General features: G+C 62.8%; 21 protein-coding genes. 4 read left to right on the top strand and 17 right to left on the bottom strand.

The genetic code is table 11. The features are described 5' to 3' along the window. Positions 1 to 77 precede the first annotated feature (77 nt). Complete coding sequence (locus tag F2P47_RS11210; protein ID WP_152216449.1) at positions 78 to 947, top strand: ATP-binding protein; 870 nt, start codon at positions 78 to 80, stop codon at positions 945 to 947. Positions 948 to 968: 21 nt separating this feature from the next. Here the strand turns inward: F2P47_RS11210 and F2P47_RS11205 are convergent, their stop codons facing one another. The 13 genes from F2P47_RS11205 to argS all read right to left on the bottom strand — a co-directional run bounded on the left by F2P47_RS11205 (position 969) and on the right by argS (position 13,337). Next, positions 969 to 1,880 carry a polysaccharide deacetylase family protein gene (locus F2P47_RS11205; protein ID WP_152216448.1) on the bottom strand — a complete coding sequence of 304 codons (912 nt, stop codon included), beginning with the start codon at positions 1,878 to 1,880 and terminating at the stop codon, positions 969 to 971. 68 nt (positions 1,881 to 1,948) lie between these two features. Further along, entirely contained in the window at positions 1,949 to 2,947 is a 999-nt protein-coding gene (locus tag F2P47_RS11200) for a LysM peptidoglycan-binding domain-containing M23 family metallopeptidase (RefSeq protein WP_246176852.1), read from the bottom strand. 54 nt (positions 2,948 to 3,001) lie between these two features. Continuing rightward, positions 3,002 to 3,670, bottom strand: a complete 669-nt coding sequence (locus F2P47_RS11195; RefSeq protein WP_152216447.1) for a protein-L-isoaspartate(D-aspartate) O-methyltransferase — start codon at positions 3,668 to 3,670, stop codon at positions 3,002 to 3,004. 18 nt (positions 3,671 to 3,688) lie between these two features. Beyond that, positions 3,689 to 4,456: a 5'/3'-nucleotidase SurE gene (gene surE, locus F2P47_RS11190; protein WP_152216560.1), complete on the bottom strand. Its 768-nt coding sequence runs from the start codon at positions 4,454 to 4,456 to the stop codon at positions 3,689 to 3,691. Positions 4,457 to 4,481: 25 nt separating this feature from the next. Then, the gene (serS, locus tag F2P47_RS11185; protein ID WP_152216446.1) at positions 4,482 to 5,789 is read right to left on the bottom strand and encodes a serine--tRNA ligase; all 1,308 of its coding nucleotides are present in this window, start codon (positions 5,787 to 5,789) and stop codon (positions 4,482 to 4,484) included. Positions 5,790 to 5,875: 86 nt separating this feature from the next. Next, a complete protein-coding gene (gene tatC, locus F2P47_RS11180; RefSeq protein WP_152216445.1) occupies positions 5,876 to 6,682 on the bottom strand; it encodes a twin-arginine translocase subunit TatC in 807 nt (268 codons plus the stop codon). Next, a complete protein-coding gene (gene tatB, locus F2P47_RS11175) occupies positions 6,679 to 7,122 on the bottom strand; it encodes a Sec-independent protein translocase protein TatB (RefSeq protein ID WP_152216444.1) in 444 nt (147 codons plus the stop codon). The genes tatC and tatB overlap by 4 nt, the downstream gene beginning before the upstream one ends. Before the next feature lie 44 nt (positions 7,123 to 7,166). After that, the gene (locus F2P47_RS11170; protein ID WP_152216443.1) at positions 7,167 to 7,400 is read right to left on the bottom strand and encodes a twin-arginine translocase TatA/TatE family subunit; all 234 of its coding nucleotides are present in this window, start codon (positions 7,398 to 7,400) and stop codon (positions 7,167 to 7,169) included. A 243-nt stretch (positions 7,401 to 7,643) separates the two neighbouring features. Further along, positions 7,644 to 8,297, bottom strand: a complete 654-nt coding sequence (gene scpB / locus F2P47_RS11165) for an SMC-Scp complex subunit ScpB (RefSeq protein ID WP_152216559.1) — start codon at positions 8,295 to 8,297, stop codon at positions 7,644 to 7,646. A gap of 353 nt (positions 8,298 to 8,650) precedes the next feature. Continuing rightward, the gene (locus F2P47_RS11160) at positions 8,651 to 9,595 is read right to left on the bottom strand and encodes a segregation and condensation protein A (RefSeq protein WP_204886644.1); all 945 of its coding nucleotides are present in this window, start codon (positions 9,593 to 9,595) and stop codon (positions 8,651 to 8,653) included. Between the two features lie 132 nt (positions 9,596 to 9,727). After that, entirely contained in the window at positions 9,728 to 10,741 is a 1,014-nt protein-coding gene (nagZ, locus tag F2P47_RS11155) for a beta-N-acetylhexosaminidase (RefSeq protein WP_152216442.1), read from the bottom strand. After that, positions 10,741 to 11,592, bottom strand: coding sequence for an SPOR domain-containing protein (locus F2P47_RS11150; protein WP_152216441.1), 852 nt, complete (start codon positions 11,590 to 11,592; stop codon positions 10,741 to 10,743). The genes nagZ and F2P47_RS11150 overlap by 1 nt, the downstream gene beginning before the upstream one ends. After that, entirely contained in the window at positions 11,592 to 13,337 is a 1,746-nt protein-coding gene (gene argS / locus F2P47_RS11145; RefSeq protein WP_152216440.1) for an arginine--tRNA ligase, read from the bottom strand. Before argS ends, F2P47_RS11150 begins: the two co-directional genes overlap by 1 nt. A 207-nt stretch (positions 13,338 to 13,544) precedes the next feature. Here argS and F2P47_RS11140 point away from each other — a divergent pair, with 207 nt between their 5' ends. After that, on the top strand, positions 13,545 to 13,877 hold the full coding sequence (locus F2P47_RS11140) for a DUF2946 family protein (protein WP_152216439.1): 333 nt from the start codon (positions 13,545 to 13,547) through the stop codon (positions 13,875 to 13,877). 68 nt (positions 13,878 to 13,945) lie between these two features. On the opposite strand, the gene F2P47_RS11135 is transcribed toward F2P47_RS11140, so the two are convergent. Further along, a complete protein-coding gene (locus F2P47_RS11135) occupies positions 13,946 to 15,136 on the bottom strand; it encodes a deoxyguanosinetriphosphate triphosphohydrolase (protein WP_152216438.1) in 1,191 nt (396 codons plus the stop codon). A gap of 134 nt (positions 15,137 to 15,270) precedes the next feature. Between F2P47_RS11135 and erpA the strand changes: the two genes are divergently transcribed. Continuing rightward, entirely contained in the window at positions 15,271 to 15,633 is a 363-nt protein-coding gene (gene erpA, locus F2P47_RS11130; RefSeq protein WP_246176851.1) for an iron-sulfur cluster insertion protein ErpA, read from the top strand. Between the two features lie 13 nt (positions 15,634 to 15,646). Here the strand turns inward: erpA and F2P47_RS11125 are convergent, their stop codons facing one another. Beyond that, positions 15,647 to 15,991: a hypothetical protein gene (locus tag F2P47_RS11125; RefSeq protein WP_152216437.1), complete on the bottom strand. Its 345-nt coding sequence runs from the start codon at positions 15,989 to 15,991 to the stop codon at positions 15,647 to 15,649. A gap of 195 nt (positions 15,992 to 16,186) precedes the next feature. Then, positions 16,187 to 16,366 carry a hypothetical protein gene (locus F2P47_RS11120; RefSeq protein ID WP_152216436.1) on the bottom strand — a complete coding sequence of 60 codons (180 nt, stop codon included), beginning with the start codon at positions 16,364 to 16,366 and terminating at the stop codon, positions 16,187 to 16,189. Positions 16,367 to 16,476: 110 nt separating this feature from the next. Between F2P47_RS11120 and F2P47_RS11115 the strand changes: the two genes are divergently transcribed. After that, the gene (locus F2P47_RS11115) at positions 16,477 to 17,259 is read left to right on the top strand and encodes an exodeoxyribonuclease III (RefSeq protein ID WP_152216435.1); all 783 of its coding nucleotides are present in this window, start codon (positions 16,477 to 16,479) and stop codon (positions 17,257 to 17,259) included. A 4-nt stretch (positions 17,260 to 17,263) separates the two neighbouring features. On the opposite strand, the gene F2P47_RS11110 is transcribed toward F2P47_RS11115, so the two are convergent. Then, positions 17,264 to 18,775, bottom strand: a complete 1,512-nt coding sequence (locus F2P47_RS11110; protein ID WP_185681081.1) for a M81 family metallopeptidase — start codon at positions 18,773 to 18,775, stop codon at positions 17,264 to 17,266. Between the last annotated feature and the right edge of the window lie 66 nt (positions 18,776 to 18,841).

Genomic DNA, 18,841 nt, shown 5'->3' with positions numbered 1-18,841 from the left:
TTTGAGCCCATAGAGCATTTTCGGTACGCCGCCAGAATGATAGGGTCCGCACCCAAAATGCCGCCGGAGACCTCCAAATGGCCAAGACTGGACCCAAAACAGACCTGCTGCGCCGTATCGCCGAGGCGCTGGAACGTCTCGCGCCTTCCGCGGCTACGGCGCCTTCGCTCGACGTGGCGGATGCCTTCATCTGGAATGCCGAGGGAACGCTGGAGCCGGTGCCTGAGGTTTCGCGAGTCGATCTTTCGCTGCTGCGGGGCGTCGACCGGGTCCGCGACATACTGATCGACAATACGGCCCGCTTCGCCCGCGGGCTCCCGGCGAACAACGCCCTGCTCTGGGGCGCCCGGGGCATGGGCAAGAGCTCGCTGGTGAAGGCGGCGCATGCCTCGATCAATGCGGAACTCGCGGCGACGTCCGCTGAACGGCTGATTCTCATCGAGATCCATCGCGAGGATATCGAGAGCCTGCCCGGGCTGATGGGTCTGCTCCGCGGCCAGCCGCGGCGGGCGCTGATCTTCTGCGACGATCTTTCCTTCGACCATGACGATGCGAGCTACAAGTCGCTGAAGGCCGTGCTCGAAGGCGGCATTGAGGGCCGCCCGCGCAACGTGCTGTTCTATGCGACGTCGAACCGCCGCCATCTCATGCCGCGCGACATGATGGACAATGAGCGCTCGACAGCGATCAACCCGTCGGAGGCCGTCGAGGAAAAGGTGTCGCTCTCCGATCGCTTCGGCCTCTGGCTCGGCTTCCACAATTGCAGCCAGGCCGACTATCTCCAGATGGTCGAGGGCTATGCGGCGCATTACCGCCTGAAGATCGACACAGAGGCGCTTCATGCCGAGGCGATCGAGTGGTCCGCCACGCGCGGCAACCGGTCGGGACGCACCGCCTGGCAGTTCATTCAGGATCTCGCGGGCCGCCTCGGCCAGACGCTCGACTGAGATTCGGCGCCGGGCTGAGCTTCAGCGCCCGGTAATTGCCTCTCGCAGCGGAAGCCATTTCACCCGGGTGTCCGCGAGATAGGGCTGCACCTCGCGAATGCCGAGCGGTTCGTTGCCATTGCCATGCACCAGCACGATGCTGCCCGGCTTTGCGCGGCGGCCCTTTGCGAGCCAGGCGTCGGCGCCAAGCGGAATGAGGCCCAGCTTCCTGAGTTTGAGCACCAGATATTCATCCGACACCAGCCCCGGAAAGCGGAAGAACACCGAAGGCGTTAGGCCCCGCGCAATCAGCAGCTCTTCGGTCTTCAAGACTTCGCGCTCGAAATCCGTGTTCGGCATGAGCAGGAAATTCTGCGCGTCAGGCAGTCCGCGCGCATAGCGGTGCGTATAGGAGTGATTGACCCAGGTGATGTCGATCTGGCGTCGTCGCTCTGCCTCGATAAGCGCCGTCCATTCCGACTGATGCTCAAGCGCCCAATAGCCACTGATTGAAATGGCGACGGGCGTCGGCCGTCCCTCGCGGGCAGAAACCCTGGCAAGCTCCGCGAAGAAATGCGCTTCATAGGCCCGGTGCGAGGGGCATAGATCGACGGTAAGGAAGACGCCATCGACCGGGAGCATCGCGTGAACGAGGCCCGTATTCTCGATCTTGTATGGCGGGTTCGTCAGGGCCGTGAGCGCGGAGAAATAAGGCGTTCCATCGAGCTTGCTCGTATCCGGAGTCCCATCGGCCACAGTCCAGGCGAGCGGACGAATTTGTGTGGCGAGGCTTTGCGGCTCGACGGTGAGAAGGAACTCCTCGCCGTTGCGCCGGAAGCGGCGGATGGCAATGAGCTTGCGGCCATCTTCGGCGCGGACGGTCTCGAAGACGGGGCGATAATCCTCGATGCCCGTTTGCGCGGCGACGGGCGACGACGCCGTGAGCAAGAGCAATGCGCCAAGTCCCTTGAGGAAGTCCCGCCGGGACGGGCCATCGCCGCACAACACGCACATGAAACGCCCTACCCCTCGATGACGCCTCGGGGATCGACGGCCTTCGAACCTTTGCGAATTTCGAAATGAACCTGAGGCGAGGTCACGCTGCCGGAACTGCCGGAAAGCGAAATGGTCTGGCCCCTGGTCACCGTGTCGCCGCGCTTCACCAGCAGCTTGCTGTTATGCGCGTAGGCCGTCATCCAGCCATTCGCGTGGCGCACCAGCAAGAGATTTCCATAGCCCTTGAGCTCGTTGCCCGCATAGGCGACGACGCCGCTCTGCGCCGCCTTGACGGGCGTGCCCACCGGCGCGGCGATATTGATGCCGTCATTGTGCAGGCCGCCTTCCTTCGGGCCGTAGCTCGAAATGATCGGCCCCTTTACCGGCCAGATGAAATCCCCCGCCGGATTCGGCGGTGTCGGCAGCGGCGCCTTGGGCTGAACGGAGGCGACCACCGTATTCCCGCGCGGCGCGGGCGTCGCGACCGCCCGCGAAGAGGTGCTGTGCGCTGGCGTAGGCGCGGGTGTGTCGGAATCGCGCGAGGCAACCTGACGGCTGACCTTCGATGGTAACTGCAGCCTCTGGCCGAGCCAGATGTGGTAGGGCGGCGTGATGTGGTTGGTGCTCGTCAACGTCGCCATGTCGACGCCATAGGTGCGCGAAATGCTGTAGACGGTGTCGCCCTTCTGTACCACGTGGTAGCGGCCGCCGGGAATGACGAGGCGCTGCCCGGTGCGAAGCGCGTAAGGCGGCTCCAGATTGTTGGCGTCGATCAACGAGCGGATCGGCACAGCGCGGTCGCGGGAGACCTTGAAGAGCGTATCGCCCGATCGAACCACATAGGTGCCACCACGCCCCGGAGGAGCAAGCGGCGTCGCATCGACGCTTCCGCCATGCGCGTTCGACCGTCCGCCCTCCCACCATGGCTTTTCGGAGACGCAGCCCGCCAGCACGAGCGAAAGAACGACGACGCCGATGAAGCGTGCCGCCATTCCACTCGCATTATGCAGAAGCGTCTCTCGCATGGTCCCCGCCCGCCGACCTCCCGGCGCCCGCGATTACGAGGCTCGGCCCCGCTCTCAAGATTCCTTGGCCACGCCCTCGACCAGCGGGACGAATCGCACGGACATGAGTTCTTCGCGTCTCACACCTTCCTCTGTCCGCTCGATCCGCACAAGATGCTGCTCGCCGCGGCCGCCCGGCGCGCCGACCGGAACGATCATGAGGCCACCCGGCTTCAACTGCTCGACGAGCTTGGGCGGCACCGAAGGCGCTGCCGCCGTCACGATGATTCGGTCGAAAGGCGCCTGCTCGATCCAGCCCTCATTGCCATCGCCGGCCTTGGCCGTGATGTTGTGGAGATGGAGGTCTTCGAAGCGCCGCACGGCATCGCGGAGCAGCGTGCGATAGCGCTCGACGGTGTAGACGCGACGACAAAGCTTCGACAGGACGGCCGCCTGATATCCCGACCCCGTGCCCACTTCGAGCACCTTCATGCGGTCGCCCACCTGCAACTGCTCGGTCATATAGGCGACGATGAAGGGCTGGCTGATCGTCTGCCCGCATTCGATGGGCAGTGCATGGTCCTCATAGGCCTGCTTGCGGAACGAGGCATTGATGAAATTCTCGCGCGGAATACGTTCAAGCGCGTTCAACACGCGCTTGTCGCGAATTCCCTGCCTTCTGAGCGCCATGACGAGTTCGATCTTGCCTTGATCGATGTCGTCCATGGGCGTTTCGTCGCTCATGCGGGTTCCATGTCTCGCTCAGAGCTTTCCGAGCGCGGTGACGAGGGCGCTGCGCGTGCGCGCATGCGTAAGGTTCATGTGCAAGGGCGATACCGAGATCATGCCGTTATAGATAGCATGAAGATCGGTGCCCTTGGGCGGATTGCTGAGAACGCGCTCGAAACCCAGCCAGTAATAGGGATTGTTGCGGGCGTCGATGCGCTCCTCGACGCGGACGAGCGACTGATCGCGCTTGCCCTGCGCGGTTACTTCGATGCCCCTGACGGCGGGGGCAGCGACATCGGGGAAGTTGATGTTGATGAGTACTTCCTCGGGCCAGCCGGACTTGATGAGCTTTTCGATGATACCCGGCGCGTAATGCTCGGCCGTCGCCCACTTCACCTGATGGCTTTCGCCGAAGCCGAAGGCCTGGCTCAGCGCGATGGACGGAATGCCGAGCTGAGTGCCTTCCATGGCGGCGGCGATGGTGCCGGAATAGGTCACGTCGTCGGCGATGTTCTGGCCGCGATTGATGCCTGAAAGTACGAGATCCGGCTGCCTGTCCTTGATGATGTGGCGAACGGCCATCAGCACGCAATCGGACGGCGTGCCCTTTACCGCGAATTTGCGCGGGTTCAGCTGACGGACGCGGATCGGGTTGGCGAGCGACAGCGAATGCGCCGAACCGCTCTGCTCCTCTTCGGGTGCTGCGATCCAGACATCGTCGGAAAGTTTCTGGGCGATGCGCGTCAGAACCTGAAGGCCCGGCGCATGGATACCGTCATCATTGGTGACGAGGATGCGCAGGCCGGATTTCGCGGGAGTTTTCTTCTTAGCCATTGGCGGAGATCACTTCCTGCCCGCCCATATAGGGCCGGAGCACCGAGGGAACGGTGATGGAGCCATCCGCCTGCTGATAATTTTCGAGAATGGCGACCAGTGTGCGCCCGACCGCGAGGCCGGAGCCGTTGAGCGTATTCACGAAGCGCGTGTTCTTGCTATCGACCGGGCGATAGCGGGCCTGCATGCGCCGCGCCTGGAAATCGCCGCAGACCGAGCAGGACGAAATCTCGCGGAACATGTTCTGCCCCGGCAGCCACACCTCGATGTCGTATGTCTTGCGCGAGGAAAAGCCCATGTCGCCCGTGCAGAGCGTCACCACGCGATAATGAAGGTCGAGCGCCTTCAGCACGCCTTCGGCGCAGGCAAGCATGCGTTCATGCTCCTCGTCCGCCTGTTCCGGCGTTGTGATCGAGACAAGCTCGACCTTGGAGAACTGGTGCTGACGGATCAGGCCGCGCGTATCGCGCCCCGCGGAGCCTGCTTCAGCGCGGAAACACGGCGTCCAGGCGGTGAGGCGCAGCGGCAGCTCGTCTTCCGAAAGGATCGACTCGCGAACCAGATTGGTGAGCGAAACCTCGGCGGTCGGGATCAGCCAGTAGCGGTCCTGATCCTCCCTGCTCTGCCCCTTGAAGACCGCAAACTGATCGTCGGCGAACTTCGGGAGCTGCGCCGTGCCGTACATGGTGCTGTCTTTCACCAGCAGCGGCGGGTTCACTTCCGTATAGCCGAACTCACCGGTGTGGAGGTTCAGCATGAAATTGCCGATGGCGCGTTCGAGCCGGGCGAGCTGGCCCTTCAACACTGCGAAGCGCGCGCCGGAGAGCTTTGCCGCCGTTTCGAAATCCATCAGGCCGAGCGCTTCGCCGAGATCGAAATGCTCCTTCGGCGGGAAGTTCATCTCGCGGGGCGCGCCATGGCGGCGATATTCGACATTGGCCGTCTCGTCGGGACCGACGGGAACATTGTCATAGGGGATGTTCGGAATGGCGCCGAGTTCGGTTTCGAGCTCGGTGGAGATTGCCCGCTCCTCGTCCTCGCCGGCCTGAATTTTTGCCTTCAGATGCGCGACCTCGTCGAGGAGCTTCTGGGCCAGCGCCTCGTCTTTCTTCGCCTTGGCGGCGCCGATCTGCTTCGAAGCGTCATTCCGCTGCTGCTGCATCTCCTGCAGCGCGGCAATGGTCTTGCGGCGGCGCTCGTCGATCTCGATCAGCCGCGCCGACTGGGGCGGCAGGCCGCGCTTGGCCAAGCCGGCGTCGAAGGCCTGAGGATCGTCGCGGATGATCTTGATATCGTGCATGGAGTCCGTCGCGCATAGGGAGTTCGGGCGGGTTCTGTATACGCGGAAGGGTTGGGAGCGTCCAGAAAAGGTGGCTCCCCGGGGGGTCAGGCCCCTTCCGGCGCCTCAGCCTCGTCCGCGCCCTTCGCCTCGGCGATGCGCCTGTTCCGCTCCACAAGCTTCACCGCCCCGATGGAGAGCAGATAAAGCAGGAAGGTCGGCGTTCCGAGGCTCACCTGGCTCAGGAGATCGGGCGGCGTCAGAACGGCGGCAACCGCGAAGGAAATGACGATTGCATAACGCCAGCCCGCAATGAGCTGCTTCGACGTCACCATGCCGACACGGGCGAGCAGCGTGAGGATCACCGGAAGCTGGAAGCAGACGCCAAAAGCGAGAATGAGGCTCATGATGAAGCCGAGATACTCGCTGACGCGGGGCAGAAGCTCAATCGAGGCCTGTCCCTCGCCACCCGCCTGCTGCATCGAAGTGAAATAGTGCATGGCCATCGGCATGATGCCGAAATAGACCAGCGCCGCGCCGATGAGGAATAACACCGGGGTCGCGATCATGAACGGCAGGAACGCCCGGCGCTCATTTTTGTAAAGGCCCGGCGCGACGAACATGTAGATCTGGGCGGCGATGATCGGGAACGCCAGAAAAATCGCGCCGAACATGGCGAGCTTCATCTGGGTGAAGAAATATTCCTGAGGCGCTGTGTAGATGAGCTTCACCGGCGCGCCGCCTGCGGCGATCTCATAGGGGCGGACCAGAATGTTGAAGATCTGCCTGGCGAAGGTGAAGCAGACACCAAAGCAGATGGAAACGGCGATCATCGACTTGATGAGCCGCGAACGCAGCTCGATCAGGTGATCCATCAGCGGCGCGCGGGACGATTCAAGCTCTTCGTCGCTCATGTGCGCCCAGCCTCGGACTTGGGCGCTGGTTGCGCCTGCTCGTCGAATTTCTCGATTTCGCCCGCCTCGCGGATCGCCTCGACAAGATCGGGCGTGATGTCGTCCGGCAGATGCGCGGCGAGGTCTTCCGCCGGCCTTTCGGCTGCGGGGGCTTCGGCAAGAGGCGCGGGCGCCGCAACCGGCGTCTCGACGGACTGACGAAGATCCTCCAGCGGGGCGATGCTCTGGTTGCGGAGCTCGGCAACCTGCTTGCGCAGTTCCTCCAGCTCGCTTTCGCGGGCCAGATCCTCGAAGGATTGCTGGAACTCGCGCGCCATCGCTCTCATCTTGCCGACATATTTGCCGGCTGTGCGCATCACGCGCGGCAAGTCCTTGGGGCCCACGAAGACGAGCGCCAAGACCCCAACCAGCAGCAGTTCGGACCAGCCTATGTCAAACATGGGGGCACCCGGGAAGCCTCGAACAAGGCGGTCTTGCGACCGCCTCAGCCGTTGGCGACCTTGTCCTTCGCTTCGGACGCGCTGCCCTCGGTGACGGTGCCTTCAATGATCTTGGCATCGGTGGGACGCGCGGGCGGCGGCGTGTCGTCCTCGGCAAGGCCCTTCTTGAAGCTCTTGATACCCTTGGCGACGTCGCCCATCAGGTCCGAAACCTTGCCACGGCCGAACAGCAGCACGACGAGCGCTGCAACGACGATAATGTGAGTCCAACTCAGCATTTAACTCTCCCCGTAATGGGTCACTGGCGCGCCATCCCGATTGAGGAAGGCTGGCCGGGGGCGCTTGCGCGCCCCGCTACAAATATGGGCCTTTCGTCCGCGCTTTGCGACCCGTACCACTCACTCCGCCAAGGAGGGCGTGAACCGGAGAAACCGAATTAGCCAACGAAGCGAGTTTCATAGCAGCTCACATTTTGTGCAAGTGATTTTGCTGCACATGCGAGAGGCAATCGTGAATTCGGATTAATCCGAATCCTCTTCGTCGTCGGCGACATGAGCCAGATGTTCGTCGATCGCCGAGCCATATTCTTCTACCGGCGCATCCTCGAACTCGCCATCGCCCTCGCCCCCCGCTTCGCTGGGGCTCGGGATGTCGAAGCCAGGCGGCAGACGGCCATCGAGCAGGCCGGCGGCCTTGAGTTCGTCGAGGCCCGGCAGGTCGCCCACATTCTCGAGGCCGAAATGCAGCAGGAAGTCTTCCGTCGTGCCGTAGGTCACCGGACGGCCCGGTGTACGCTTGCGTCCGCGGAGCCGGACCCAGCCTGTTTCCATCAGTACGTCGATGGTGCCCTTGGAGACTGTCACGCCGCGGATCTCTTCGATCTCGGCGCGGGTCACCGGCTGGTGGTAGGCAATGATAGCCAGCGTTTCCATGGCCGCACGGGAGAGCTTCTTCTGCTCGACCGCCGTGCGCTCCATCAGGAACGACAGATCGCCCGCCGTTCGGAATATCCATTTATTCGCGATACGAACGAGGTTTACACCACGAGTCTCATATAGCTTCTGAAGATCCTCGATGACCGCGCCGACGTCCGTCCCGGCAGGAAGCCGCGAAGCCAGAGTATCGATGTCGAGCGGTTCGGCGGCGGCGAAAAGCAGCGCTTCCGCCATGCGCATGAGCTGCGCGTGGTCCGTCACATCGACCGGAAAATTGATGATGTTGCCCCCGGCTTCATCTTCAGCCTCAACTTCATCCTCCCCCACAACTTCAGCCTCGGTCTCATTTGCGGCGGAATCATCCTCTTCCGAGGTCACTTCCTCAACTTCAACCAGAACCTCAGCCTCGACCTCAACCACCGTCTCAACTTCAACGTTCGCTACATCCTCGCCATCGACCTCGGTCTCATCATCCGCCTCGACCTCGGCCTCGCCATCGCGCGGCTCCCTGGCCTCGTCATCAAAGCGCGCGTCATCTTCGGCCCCGGCTTCGATGGGCTCGACTTCTTCGGATTCGGGTCGCGTTTCTTCTGTCATTCGCTTGTCTGCTGGTCGCCGGATTCCGCCAGGGGCGTGGTGTTGGGTTCGGACTTCTTCTGCCGCATGAAGAGCGGCTGGTAAGCGCCGCTCTGACGAAGCTCGATCTGGCCGTCCTTGGCGAGCACCAGCGCGGCACTGAGCGTGCTGGCAAGGACCGAGCGGCGCAGCTCGCCGGACATTTCCTCGACCGGAAGATAGGCGTCGATCCGGCCCCAGTCGAACATCATGCCAAGCATCTGCTCCAGACGCCTGCGGGCGATCTCGATGGACATGATCGGAAGCCGCTTCGGCTCCCATTTCGTCTCATGCCCCTTGAGTCGCTGGTCTGAATAGCTCTTCAGAAGATCGTAGAGCGTTCCTTGGTACTGACTTGTTTTAACAACGCGAATGCCCTCCGGCGCCCCGCGCTGAAAGACATGGAGTCCGAGCCTCTGGCGTCCGAACAGAGCCACCGACGCCTTGCGCATGCCTTCGAGGCGCAAAAGCTGGAAGGCCAGGCGCGCAGCCATTTCGGCACCGCTCGGGCCCTCTTCCACTTCGGGCGGCGGCAGCAACAGGCGCGACTTGAGATAGGCGAGCCACGATGCCATGACCAGATAGTCGGCGGCGAGATCGAGCTCCATCCGATGGGCGCGGTTGATGAAGTCGAGATATTGCTCGGCAAGCTTCAGGATCGAGATCTTGGTGAGATCGACCTTCTGGTTGCGCGCCAACGTCAGCAACACGTCGAGCGGGCCTTCGAAGCCCTCAAGGTCGACGATCAGCATTTCGGTCGGGTCGAGTTCGGCAGCCGCGATGGGGCGGCCTTCCTCGAATGCCTCGATGGGGATGTCGGCGGACGTGGCTTCGCCTTCCCCGCCATTGCCGGCCGGGTGTGCGTTCAGCGCCGCGGCCGGTGTTCCGGCCTCCGCTTCGTCCTGTGTGGGCGCCTCGCTCATGCCGCCTATGTGTTTGATCTCAAATGTCCCATGTCAGCTCCGCAATAAAGCTGACATGAACCGCTTATACCGCGCGGTCCACGGCCACGGTACCCCGTTTCTCGGCTTATCCCCAGCCATGAGAAGGCAGGGTCAGTCCACCATGGACATGAGTTCGGCAAGCCGCGCCACGCCCGCCGATTCGTCGAACGGCTCGGGGCTGACGAGACGCGCCAGCGCCGCATCGGACCGGGCCAGGGCCTTGCCCGCAAGCGACGGAACCTCCAGCGCGACGGCCTGCATCTCATCCATCTTGCCATTGCAGTGGAGAACGATGTCGCAGCCTGCCGCAAGGCTTGCTCTGGTTCGTTCCGCCAGCGTTCCGGCCAAGGCCTGCATGGACAGGTCGTCCGACATGAGGAAGCCATCGAAGCCGATTTCGCGCCGGATGACCTCGGAAATGACCTTTGCCGAGGTTGTCGCGGGTGCGGCCGCGTCGAGCGCCGCGTAGACAACATGGGCGGTCATGGCGAGTGGCATGTCCGCCAGCGCCCTGAAGGGTGCAAAGTCGGTGGCCGCGAGCGTCGCGTGGCCGTTGTCGACGACGGGAAGGCTCAAATGGCTGTCCACGCCCGCCCGGCCATGTCCGGGAATATGCTTGATGATGGGGAGAACCCCTCCCGCGAGAAGCCCCTCTGCGGCAGCCCGGCCAAGCGCAATGACCGGCTCGGGCGTTAACCCATAGGCGCGGTCGCCGATGACGTCATGGGCGCCTGGCACCGGCACGTCGAGCACGGGCAGGCAGTCCACATTGATGCCGAGTGAAAGAAGCTCGGCGGCGATCAGGCGGGCGCCGAGGCGCGCCGCTTCCAGCCCCTGCTCCTTCGACACCGCGTAGAGATCGCCGAAGCGCCGTCCTGCCGGATAGGCTCGCCAATGCGGCGGCCTCAGCCGCGCGACGCGGCCGCCTTCCTGATCGATGAGCACCGGCGCGTCGTGGCCTGCCGCCGAGCGCAACTCGCCGACGAGCCGCCTCACCTGTTCCGGCGTCTCGATGTTGCGGGCGAAGACGATGAAGCCCCAGGGCCGCGTCTCGGCGAAGAAGCTCTTCTCCGCGTCGGTCAGCGACGTGCCCGCACAGCCATAGATTGCGGCCGAGAGCGCCATCACCGGGTCTTCACGAAGCAGGCCTGACCCTTCGCCTTCAGGCCGGCGCAAAGCTCGACGGCCTTGGCCTTGTCCATGTAGCCGCCGCGGAGGCGGTAATAGATGCCCTTGGCGCCCAGATCGGCCCGTTGAATATCAGCGGAAAGCCCCGCCAACGTCGGATACTTCTTCTGAAGCTTCTTGAACTCGGCCCGCGCGCTCGGCTCGTCGCGGAAGGCCGCAAGCTGGACGACATAGCCGCCAGCCGTCGCAAGCGCTTCGGTCGCCGCAGGCTCCGCCGTCGCTGCGGGAGCGGTCGGCGCTGCCTCTACGGGCGTCTGCGGCTGCGGTTGCGCCGGTGCCGACTGGGTGATCGGTGCCACAGCGGACGGAACAGCCTGCTGAGCAACGTTGCCGGTTGGCGCGGGAGTCGCTGCAACAGGCGCTGCCGTGGTTGCGGGGGCCGCGGCAGGCGGCGTCGGCTGTTTCATGGCCATCGGCTCTTCGGGGCTCGGCAGCAGATGTTCCGCGCCGCCCTGAACATCAGATTTCTCGCCACCGGACAGCCGGTCATAGACAGTCTTGTCCTGATGCGGAATCTCGATGCCGCCCGGATTGGTCGGCGCGACCTTGGTCGGCGAATCATCGGCGCGGATGACCGGCGGATTGCCCTGAGCGCCCTGCTTCATGCCCTGCTTGTAGGCGAGGAAGACGACGCCCGCAAAGACCACGACAAGCGCGATGATAGCGAGCAATACGAGCGGACGACGGCGCCCCTCGTCCTCCTCGTCGGTCGCGTCATAGGTGTAGTAGTCGTCGTCGTCTTCGTCGGGCTCGTAACTCAAACCCCGCCCCCGATCACTGTCCGACATCAGCGCATCTCCTCCGCCGGCTCAACCCCAAGAATCGCGAGACCGGCGGCGATGACATAGGCCGCCGCGCGAATCATCGCCAGACGCGCAAGCGTAACATCCCTGCGTTCAGCAATGATAAACCGCAGACCCGGCTCGTCCTTGCCCTTGTTCCAGAGCCCGTGGAAAGCGGCGGCGAGATCGTTGAGGGCGAAGGCAATGCGGTGCGGCTCATGCGCCACGGCCGCCTGCTCGATCTGGCGCGGGAAGCCCGCAAGCAGCCGGACGAGGGCGAGTTCCGCCTCGTCCGTCAGCAAGGTCAGATTTGCCGCCGCGAGGCTGTCGTCGGAGATGTCGACGCCCGCTTCCTTTGCATTGCGTAACACCGAATGGATGCGCGCATGGGCGTACTGCACATAGAAGACCGGATTGTCGCGCGACTGCTCCATCACCTTCGCAAAGTCGAAGTCGAGCGGCGCGTCGTTCTTGCGCGTCAGCATCATAAAGCGGACGACATCCTTGCCGACCTCGTCCACCACGTCGCGCAGGGTCACGAAGTCGCCTGCCCGCTTCGACATGCGGAACGGCTCGCCATTGCGGAACAGGCGGACAAGCTGGCAGACCTTGACGTCGATCTCGGCCTTGCCGTCCGTGATCGCCGCGACGGCTGCCTTCACGCGCTTGATGTAGCCCGCATGGTCGGCGCCCCAGACGTCGATCAGCGTGTTGTAGCCACGATTGAACTTGTCGAAGTGGTAGGCGATGTCCGGCGCGAAATAGGTCCATGTGCCATCGGACTTTTTCAGCGCCCGGTCGGTGTCGTCGCCGAACTGGGTGGAGCGGAAAAGCGTCTGCGGGCGCGGCTCCCAATCGTCGGGAAGCTCGCCCTTGGGTGGCTCCAGAACGCCGGTATAGATGAGTCCCTTCTGTTCCAGCAGCTTCAGCGTCGCCTCAATGGCGCCAGAGGCATGCAACGTGCGCTCGGAGAAGAAGACCTCATGGTCGATGCCGAGAACGGCGAGGTCGCCACGGATGAGTTCCATCATCGCGTCGATCGACGCATTGCGAACGATGGGCAGCCATTCGGCCTCCTCCATCTTCGCCAGCACGTCGCCATGTTCGGCGGCGAGCATCGCGCCCACGGGCTTCAGATAGTCACCCGGATAAAGGCCCTCGGGGATAGAGATCGTTTCGCCGAGCGCTTCGCGGTAGCGCAGATAGGCGCTGCGGGCGAGCACCTCGATCTGACCGCCGGCATCGTTGATGTAATATTCGCGGCAGACCGTGTGGCCGACCTTTTCGAGCAGGTTCGCCAGCGCATCGCCGAAAACCGCGCCGCGCACATGGCCGACATGCATGGGGCCCGTCGGATTGGCGGACACATATTCGACGTTCACACGTTCGTTCTTGCCAAGGTCGCTCGCGCCATAGGTCGCGCCGCTGCGGAGAATCGCGGGAAGGGCCGCTCGCCACATGTCGGGCTTCAGGCGCAGGTTGATGAAACCCGGCCCGGCGATGGAGACCTCCGTCACCGATTCCTCGCCAGAGAGCTTCGCGGCGAGTTTCTCGGCCAGCTGGCGTGGCTGAACGCCTGCGGGCTTCGCCAGCACCATGGCGGCATTGGTCGAAAGGTCGCCATGCGAGGGATCGCGGGGCGGTTCCACGGCGATGCGCGACGTGTCGAGCCCCGGAGGGATCACCCCTTCGCTCGCCAGAGCCTCCAGCCCCGCCTTCACACGCTCTTCGAAATGCCGAAAAATATTCATGGGATCCGTCGCTTAACCCGGTTTGGGCGCGCACTCTAACGGCTGACACGTATGCTTTCCAGTCGCTTCGGGGGCTAAGGGCCAGCCCCTAGCGACAAAATGCTCCTTTCGCGCCGTGGCGCGGCATGATTGTCTCGTCACATGCAAATCGGCGGGGCATATCGCGGGAGCGACCTTCTCCATACCATCCGGTACCGGATGGCGGGCGTGGCCTTTCTTGCGATCTTCCTGCATGTCGTGGTGCCCACGGCCTATGAGATTTCCGGCCCCTCCGTTGCCGGCCTGTTGAAGACCGTCATCTGCTCCGGCGGCGTGGCGACCGAGGTCTACATCGACGCGGATGGCAAGCCTGTCCATCCGGCGAATACGGGCCACCAGGACTGCAAGTTTTCCTGCCTGCATCATTGCGCGGCGCTCGCCGTTTCAGCGCTGACCATCGTTTCCCCCTCCTGGACGATCCTCCTCACCGTCCTGACAGGCGCCGAATCCGCCCCGGCGCATGTCGTCAACGCCTCGAACCCGCGCGGGCCTCCGGCCTGACGCGCCTGTTGCCTGGCGCCCTTTCAGGTCCGCAAGCTCCGATTGCGGGCTTTTTGTTTGTCGAAAGCTCAGGCGCGCGGATCGTCGAGATCGAAGAGGCGCTTATGCTCTTCAATGGCGAACTTGTCGGTCATGCCGGCGATGTAATCGCAGACGCGCCGCGCGGTCTTCATACCCTCCACCCCATCGCATCCTTGCTGCCATTCGGGTGGTAGCAGATCGGGCTCGGTATGAAAGAGGCCGAAGAGATCGCTCACAATGCGCTTCGCCTTGCTCATCGAACGATTGACGCGATAGTGGCGATACATGCGCGTGAAGAGAAACTCCTTCAGCGTCGCGTTGTTCTCGTTCATCTCACACGAGAACGAAACGAGGGGACGGCCGAGCGCGCGCACATCGGCGGCGGATTGGGGCTTGGCCGCAGCGATGCGCGCCTTCGTTTCCGTGATGACGTCACCGATCATGCTGCCGATGAGGCGACGCACGGATTCATGGATGACGCGGTTCGTTTCGAGTCCCGGATATTTTTCGATGACGGCGCGGAAGATGTCGCCCACATGCGGCAGCGCCATGAGATCATAGATGGTGAAGAGCCCCGCCCGGAGCCCGTCGTCGATGTCGTGATTGTCATAGGCGATGTCGTCGGAAAGCGCGGCCACCTGCGCTTCCGGCCCGGCATAGGTCGCGAGTTCGAGATCCTGCGTATCGGCATATTCGGCCAGCGCGCGCGGCAGATCGGCCATCGTGCGGTTCGGCGTCAGCAATGGGCCGTTATGCTTCACCAGGCCTTCGAGCGTTTCCCAGCAAAGATTTAACCCGTCGAATTCCGGGTAGCGATGCTCGAGCTTGGTCACGATCCTGAGGGTCTGGGCGTTATGGTCGAATCCGCCATAGCCCTCCATGCAGGTGTCGAGCGCCGTTTCGCCCGCATGGCCGAAAGGTGTGTGGCCGAGGTCATGGGCCAGTGCGAGCGTTTCGGCGAGGTCTTCATCAAGGCCGAGCACCCGGCTGATCGAGCGGGCGATCTGGGCGACCTCCAGCGAATGGCTGAGGCGCGTCCGGTAGTTGTCGCCCTCGTGGTAGACGAAAACCTGCGTCTTGTATTTGAGGCGGCGGAAGGCGACGGAATGGATGATGCGGTCCCGGTCGCGCTGAAAGGCGGTGCGCGTCGCGCTGTCGGGTTCCGGATAGAGCCTCCCCCGGCTCGCTTCGGCTCGGGTCGCATAGGGGGCAGTCGCGGCTGGGTTGGAAAGCGACAAGGAGACAGGTCCCCGATTGTTAGGCGCGGGTTTAAATCTTCGCCCGCGACGACTACATCATCGATAGGCTATACTTAGTATCGTTCCAGAGTAAAAGCCCAATCCCCGTGGGGATGAGGGCGGAGTGGACCCATATGACCGACACGCTGATCGAAACCATGCCGGGCGCCGGCAAGCCCATCACGCTGAGCGACCGGGCCGCGAAGAGGATCCTCGAGGTTCTCTCCGGCGAGGATGAAGGCGTGACGCTGCGCGTTTCCGTTTCCGGCGGCGGGTGCTCAGGCTTTCAATATGGCTTCACGCTGGACGATCACCGCGATGCGGACGACCTCGTGGTCGAAAATGCGGGCGCGACAGTCTTGATCGATTCGGTTTCGGTGATGTATCTCGAAGGATCGGAAATCGACTTCGTGGACGATCTGATCGGCTCGGCCTTCAAGATCCACAACCCGAATGCTACGGCGTCCTGCGGCTGTGGAACCTCATTTTCCGTCTGAGCCGACCTCCCGGTCAGTGGCCCACGGCCAGCTGCATCAGGAACGGTTCAATCGCGACATAGGTGTAAAGGCAATAGGCACCGATGGAGATGATGGGCGACAGGACGAGCATTGCTACCGTCGCCTTGCCCTGGATCATCACGCCGAGGATCGAGCAGAAAAGGCAGATCGCCGGCACCCAGATGCCGAGCGTCGCAATTGTCCAATAGACCTCAATATCCTGCTTTACGGTGAGCGGCGGAAGCGCCGACATGGTCAGCATGCCATGCACCAGCGTCATGAATGCCGCAAGAATGCCGATAACGCTGAGAAGACAACGCTCCGTCAGGTTTGCCGGCGCATGATATGCGCGGGCCATCTGGCGGTCCTTTGGTCTACTGACCACAGCACGAGTCACCACTTCCGACTCCCTCCCCGGGGGCATTTTGTTGGCGATGATGCTGAGGCTTCTTTGTGCCCCCGTCAATTACCTTCATTAAACTGTTAAAAGGCAGGCGGCAAAGGGGCCCCGTGCTTGTGGGGCCCCCTCATATGCATGGCGTCTGATGCCGACTCAGGCGGATGTGTTGACGACCGTGCCGGTTCCCGGACGCGGCGCGGCGGAGGAGATGGCGGCGCTGGATCCGTCGTCGCCGTCATGATCGTTTTTCGCTCCGACTTCCGGCCCCGGCGCTTCCATGGCTTCCGGCTTCTTGAGCGCGGGTGTGGCGCCCGCGACGCTCGACACATTCATGCGATGTTCCTTTATATGTTAGACGGGCATTCCATATGCCGTACAGCCCGATGCTAGGTCGGGCGGGTTAACGAGATCCCAGCTACATCGAGACGGCCGAAGGGTTTTTCATGAAAGTTTCGTCATTCAACGTCAATTCGCTGAAGGCGCGCCTCGGCAATCTGAAGGACTGGCTGAAAAAGGCGAGCCCGGATGTCGTCTGCCTTCAGGAAACAAAATGTACCGACGACACCTTCCCGCGCGGTGAGATCGAAGACCTCGGCTACAACGTCGCCTTCCACGGGCAGAAGACCTACAACGGCGTCGCCATTCTCTCGAAGCATCCCATCGATGAAGCGATCCCCGGCCTGCCCGGCAATGATGGCGACGATCATGCGCGTTATCTCGAAGCCGTTATCTCGATCGATGGCGGCGCGATGCGCGTGGCCTCGATCTATCTGCCAAACGGCAATCCCATCGGCACCGAGAAATTCTCCTACAAGCTCGCCTGGATGGATCGGCTGATCGCCCATGCGAAGGAGCTTCTGAAATACGAAGAGCCGCTCATTCTCGCTGGCGACTACAACGTCATTCCCATGCCCGAGGATTGCTATGATCCGATAGCATGGGCGGGCGATGCGCTGTTCCAGCCGGAGTCGCGGGCAAAGTTCCGTGAGCTGCTCAATCTTGGTCTGACGGATGCCTTCCGCGCCTGCCACACCGAGCCCCATCGCTACACCTTCTGGGACTATCAGGCGGGGTGCTGGCCAAAGGACAAGGGCATCCGCATCGACCATCTGCTGCTTTCGCCACAGGCGGCAGACAGGCTCAGGGCTTGCGACATCGACAAGGAGCCGCGCGGCCGAGAGAAACCTTCTGACCACACGCCGATCTGGGCGGAGTTCGATTTTTGAGAAATCAGCCCGTGTAAGGCTTGCCGAGCGGCATAACGCGCACGCCGTTGCGCAGATGCTTGTAGTGGAGCTTCGAGAGATCAGCCGTGTTGGGGCCGGGGCTTTCGACTACCAGCACCTCGCGGGCGAGCGGTCCGAAATCGGCGCGGAAATGCACCGAGCTTTTGACAACAAGGATGCCGAGCTTCGCGGGCTCGATGCCGATATGTTTCAGCATTTCCTGATCGGCGCATTGGGCCTTGCGCGATGCGACGACGATTTCGACGCCGCCTTTTCTGAGCCGCGCCGTGGTGCCGAGCGACATGCGGGAGCCGCCATAAAAGGGGCCGGTGGCGAGGAATTCACCATCGGAAATGCGCGCCACTTCGAACTCATCATCAATGGGCTCTTCATCGGCCCCGCCCGTTTTAGCGCCAAGCCGCAGGCGAATGCGCGCGCCCTCGCCCGCTTCCGCCGCCGCTTTTGCGGACTCAGGGTCGAAGAGAACGCCGAGCACGGCGCTCTGTGCATTCTGTACGATCAACTCGCGCAGAATTCCCACCGTGTCGCCATTGCCGCCGGCGCCGGGATTGTCCTGCGTGTCTGCAAGAATGATCGGCCCGCCCTCGCCTGCATTGGCAATCGCATGAGCTACCGCGTCGGGCGCCGACCAGAGTTTTTCCCGGAAGGCGCTTTCGCTGTCGTTCACTTTTTTCGCGATGCGCTCCGCCGCTTCGTTCGCCGCCACTTCCGTATCCGCATAGGCGATGATGGTGGGGCTGCAATCCTTGATGTCGGCGGGCGCAAAGCCCCCGGCAAATGAAACGGTGCTGACGCGGCCATTGCCGAGTATTGCGCCTTCAAGCGCTGCGACGTCGCGATAGATGCTCGCGGAAGGTTCAACCAGGGTGCATTGCGCGGTGAGCGGTATGAGATAGTCGATCTTGCGCATCGCCTTCGCCTGACGCGGCAGGCCCGCGAACATCGCATCGAGATGCGCTGCGGCTCGCGCGCCTGTCTCTGCCATATCGACATGCGGATAGGTGCGATAGGCGATCAGCACGTCGGAATATTCGACCATTTCCGCCGTGACATTGGCATGAAGATCGAGGCTTGCAACCACTGGAATTTTCGGGCCAACCGCCGCGCGGACGCGCTTCAGCAACTCGCCCTCTCCGTCCTCGAGATGCTCGGTCACCATCGCGCCGTGGAGATCGAGATAAACGGCGTCGATTTCCCCCGCATAGCCGAGCGCGTCGAGCAATATTTCGGCGACACGCTCATAGGCTTCCTCGGTCACATGGGCCGATGGCGTGGCGGAACACCAGACGAGCGGCAGCAGCGTATGCCCCCTCGCCTCCGCCTCGTCGATGAAACCGGCAATCGGAATGTTCATACCCTTGAAGGCGGTCAGCAGATGCGGGCCCTTTTGCAGGCCGGGCCATGAATCGGCCTGTTCGAACGCTGCCCAAGGCGCCTTGGACGGCGCGAAGGTATTTGTTTCGTGCTGAAATCCGCCGACTGCTATGCGCATGATGTGCTCAACGCCTCATTCGAAATCCGGCATGACGACCGCTCTTCGGCCTGCCGCCTGTCCATCGTA

The sequence above is a fragment of the Parvibaculum sedimenti genome (genome assembly GCF_009184905.1).
Lineage (GTDB): Bacteria > Pseudomonadota > Alphaproteobacteria > Parvibaculales > Parvibaculaceae > Parvibaculum > Parvibaculum sedimenti.
This window is presented reverse-complemented; position numbering and strand designations above follow the sequence as displayed.

Excerpts from the sequence above, each read along its gene's own strand:
- F2P47_RS11210 (WP_152216449.1), top strand. The coding sequence starts at position 78 with ATGGCCAAGACTGGACCCAAAACAGACCTGCTGCGCCGTATCGCCGAG.
- F2P47_RS11200 (WP_246176852.1), bottom strand. The coding sequence starts at position 2,947 with ATGCGAGAGACGCTTCTGCATAATGCGAGTGGAATGGCGGCACGCTTC.
- F2P47_RS11195 (WP_152216447.1), bottom strand. The coding sequence starts at position 3,670 with ATGAGCGACGAAACGCCCATGGACGACATCGATCAAGGCAAGATCGAA.
- serS (WP_152216446.1), bottom strand. The coding sequence starts at position 5,789 with ATGCACGATATCAAGATCATCCGCGACGATCCTCAGGCCTTCGACGCC.
- tatC (WP_152216445.1), bottom strand. The coding sequence starts at position 6,682 with ATGAGCGACGAAGAGCTTGAATCGTCCCGCGCGCCGCTGATGGATCAC.
- tatB (WP_152216444.1), bottom strand. The coding sequence starts at position 7,122 with ATGTTTGACATAGGCTGGTCCGAACTGCTGCTGGTTGGGGTCTTGGCG.
- F2P47_RS11170 (WP_152216443.1), bottom strand. The coding sequence starts at position 7,400 with ATGCTGAGTTGGACTCACATTATCGTCGTTGCAGCGCTCGTCGTGCTG.
- scpB (WP_152216559.1), bottom strand. The coding sequence starts at position 8,297 with ATGCGCATGGCGGAAGCGCTGCTTTTCGCCGCCGCCGAACCGCTCGAC.
- F2P47_RS11160 (WP_204886644.1), bottom strand. The coding sequence starts at position 9,595 with ATGAGCGAGGCGCCCACACAGGACGAAGCGGAGGCCGGAACACCGGCC.
- nagZ (WP_152216442.1), bottom strand. The coding sequence starts at position 10,741 with ATGGCGCTCTCGGCCGCAATCTATGGCTGTGCGGGCACGTCGCTGACC.
- F2P47_RS11150 (WP_152216441.1), bottom strand. The coding sequence starts at position 11,592 with ATGTCGGACAGTGATCGGGGGCGGGGTTTGAGTTACGAGCCCGACGAA.
- argS (WP_152216440.1), bottom strand. The coding sequence starts at position 13,337 with ATGAATATTTTTCGGCATTTCGAAGAGCGTGTGAAGGCGGGGCTGGAG.
- erpA (WP_246176851.1), top strand. The coding sequence starts at position 15,271 with ATGACCGACACGCTGATCGAAACCATGCCGGGCGCCGGCAAGCCCATC.
- F2P47_RS11125 (WP_152216437.1), bottom strand. The coding sequence starts at position 15,991 with ATGGCCCGCGCATATCATGCGCCGGCAAACCTGACGGAGCGTTGTCTT.
- F2P47_RS11120 (WP_152216436.1), bottom strand. The coding sequence starts at position 16,366 with ATGAATGTGTCGAGCGTCGCGGGCGCCACACCCGCGCTCAAGAAGCCG.
- F2P47_RS11115 (WP_152216435.1), top strand. The coding sequence starts at position 16,477 with ATGAAAGTTTCGTCATTCAACGTCAATTCGCTGAAGGCGCGCCTCGGC.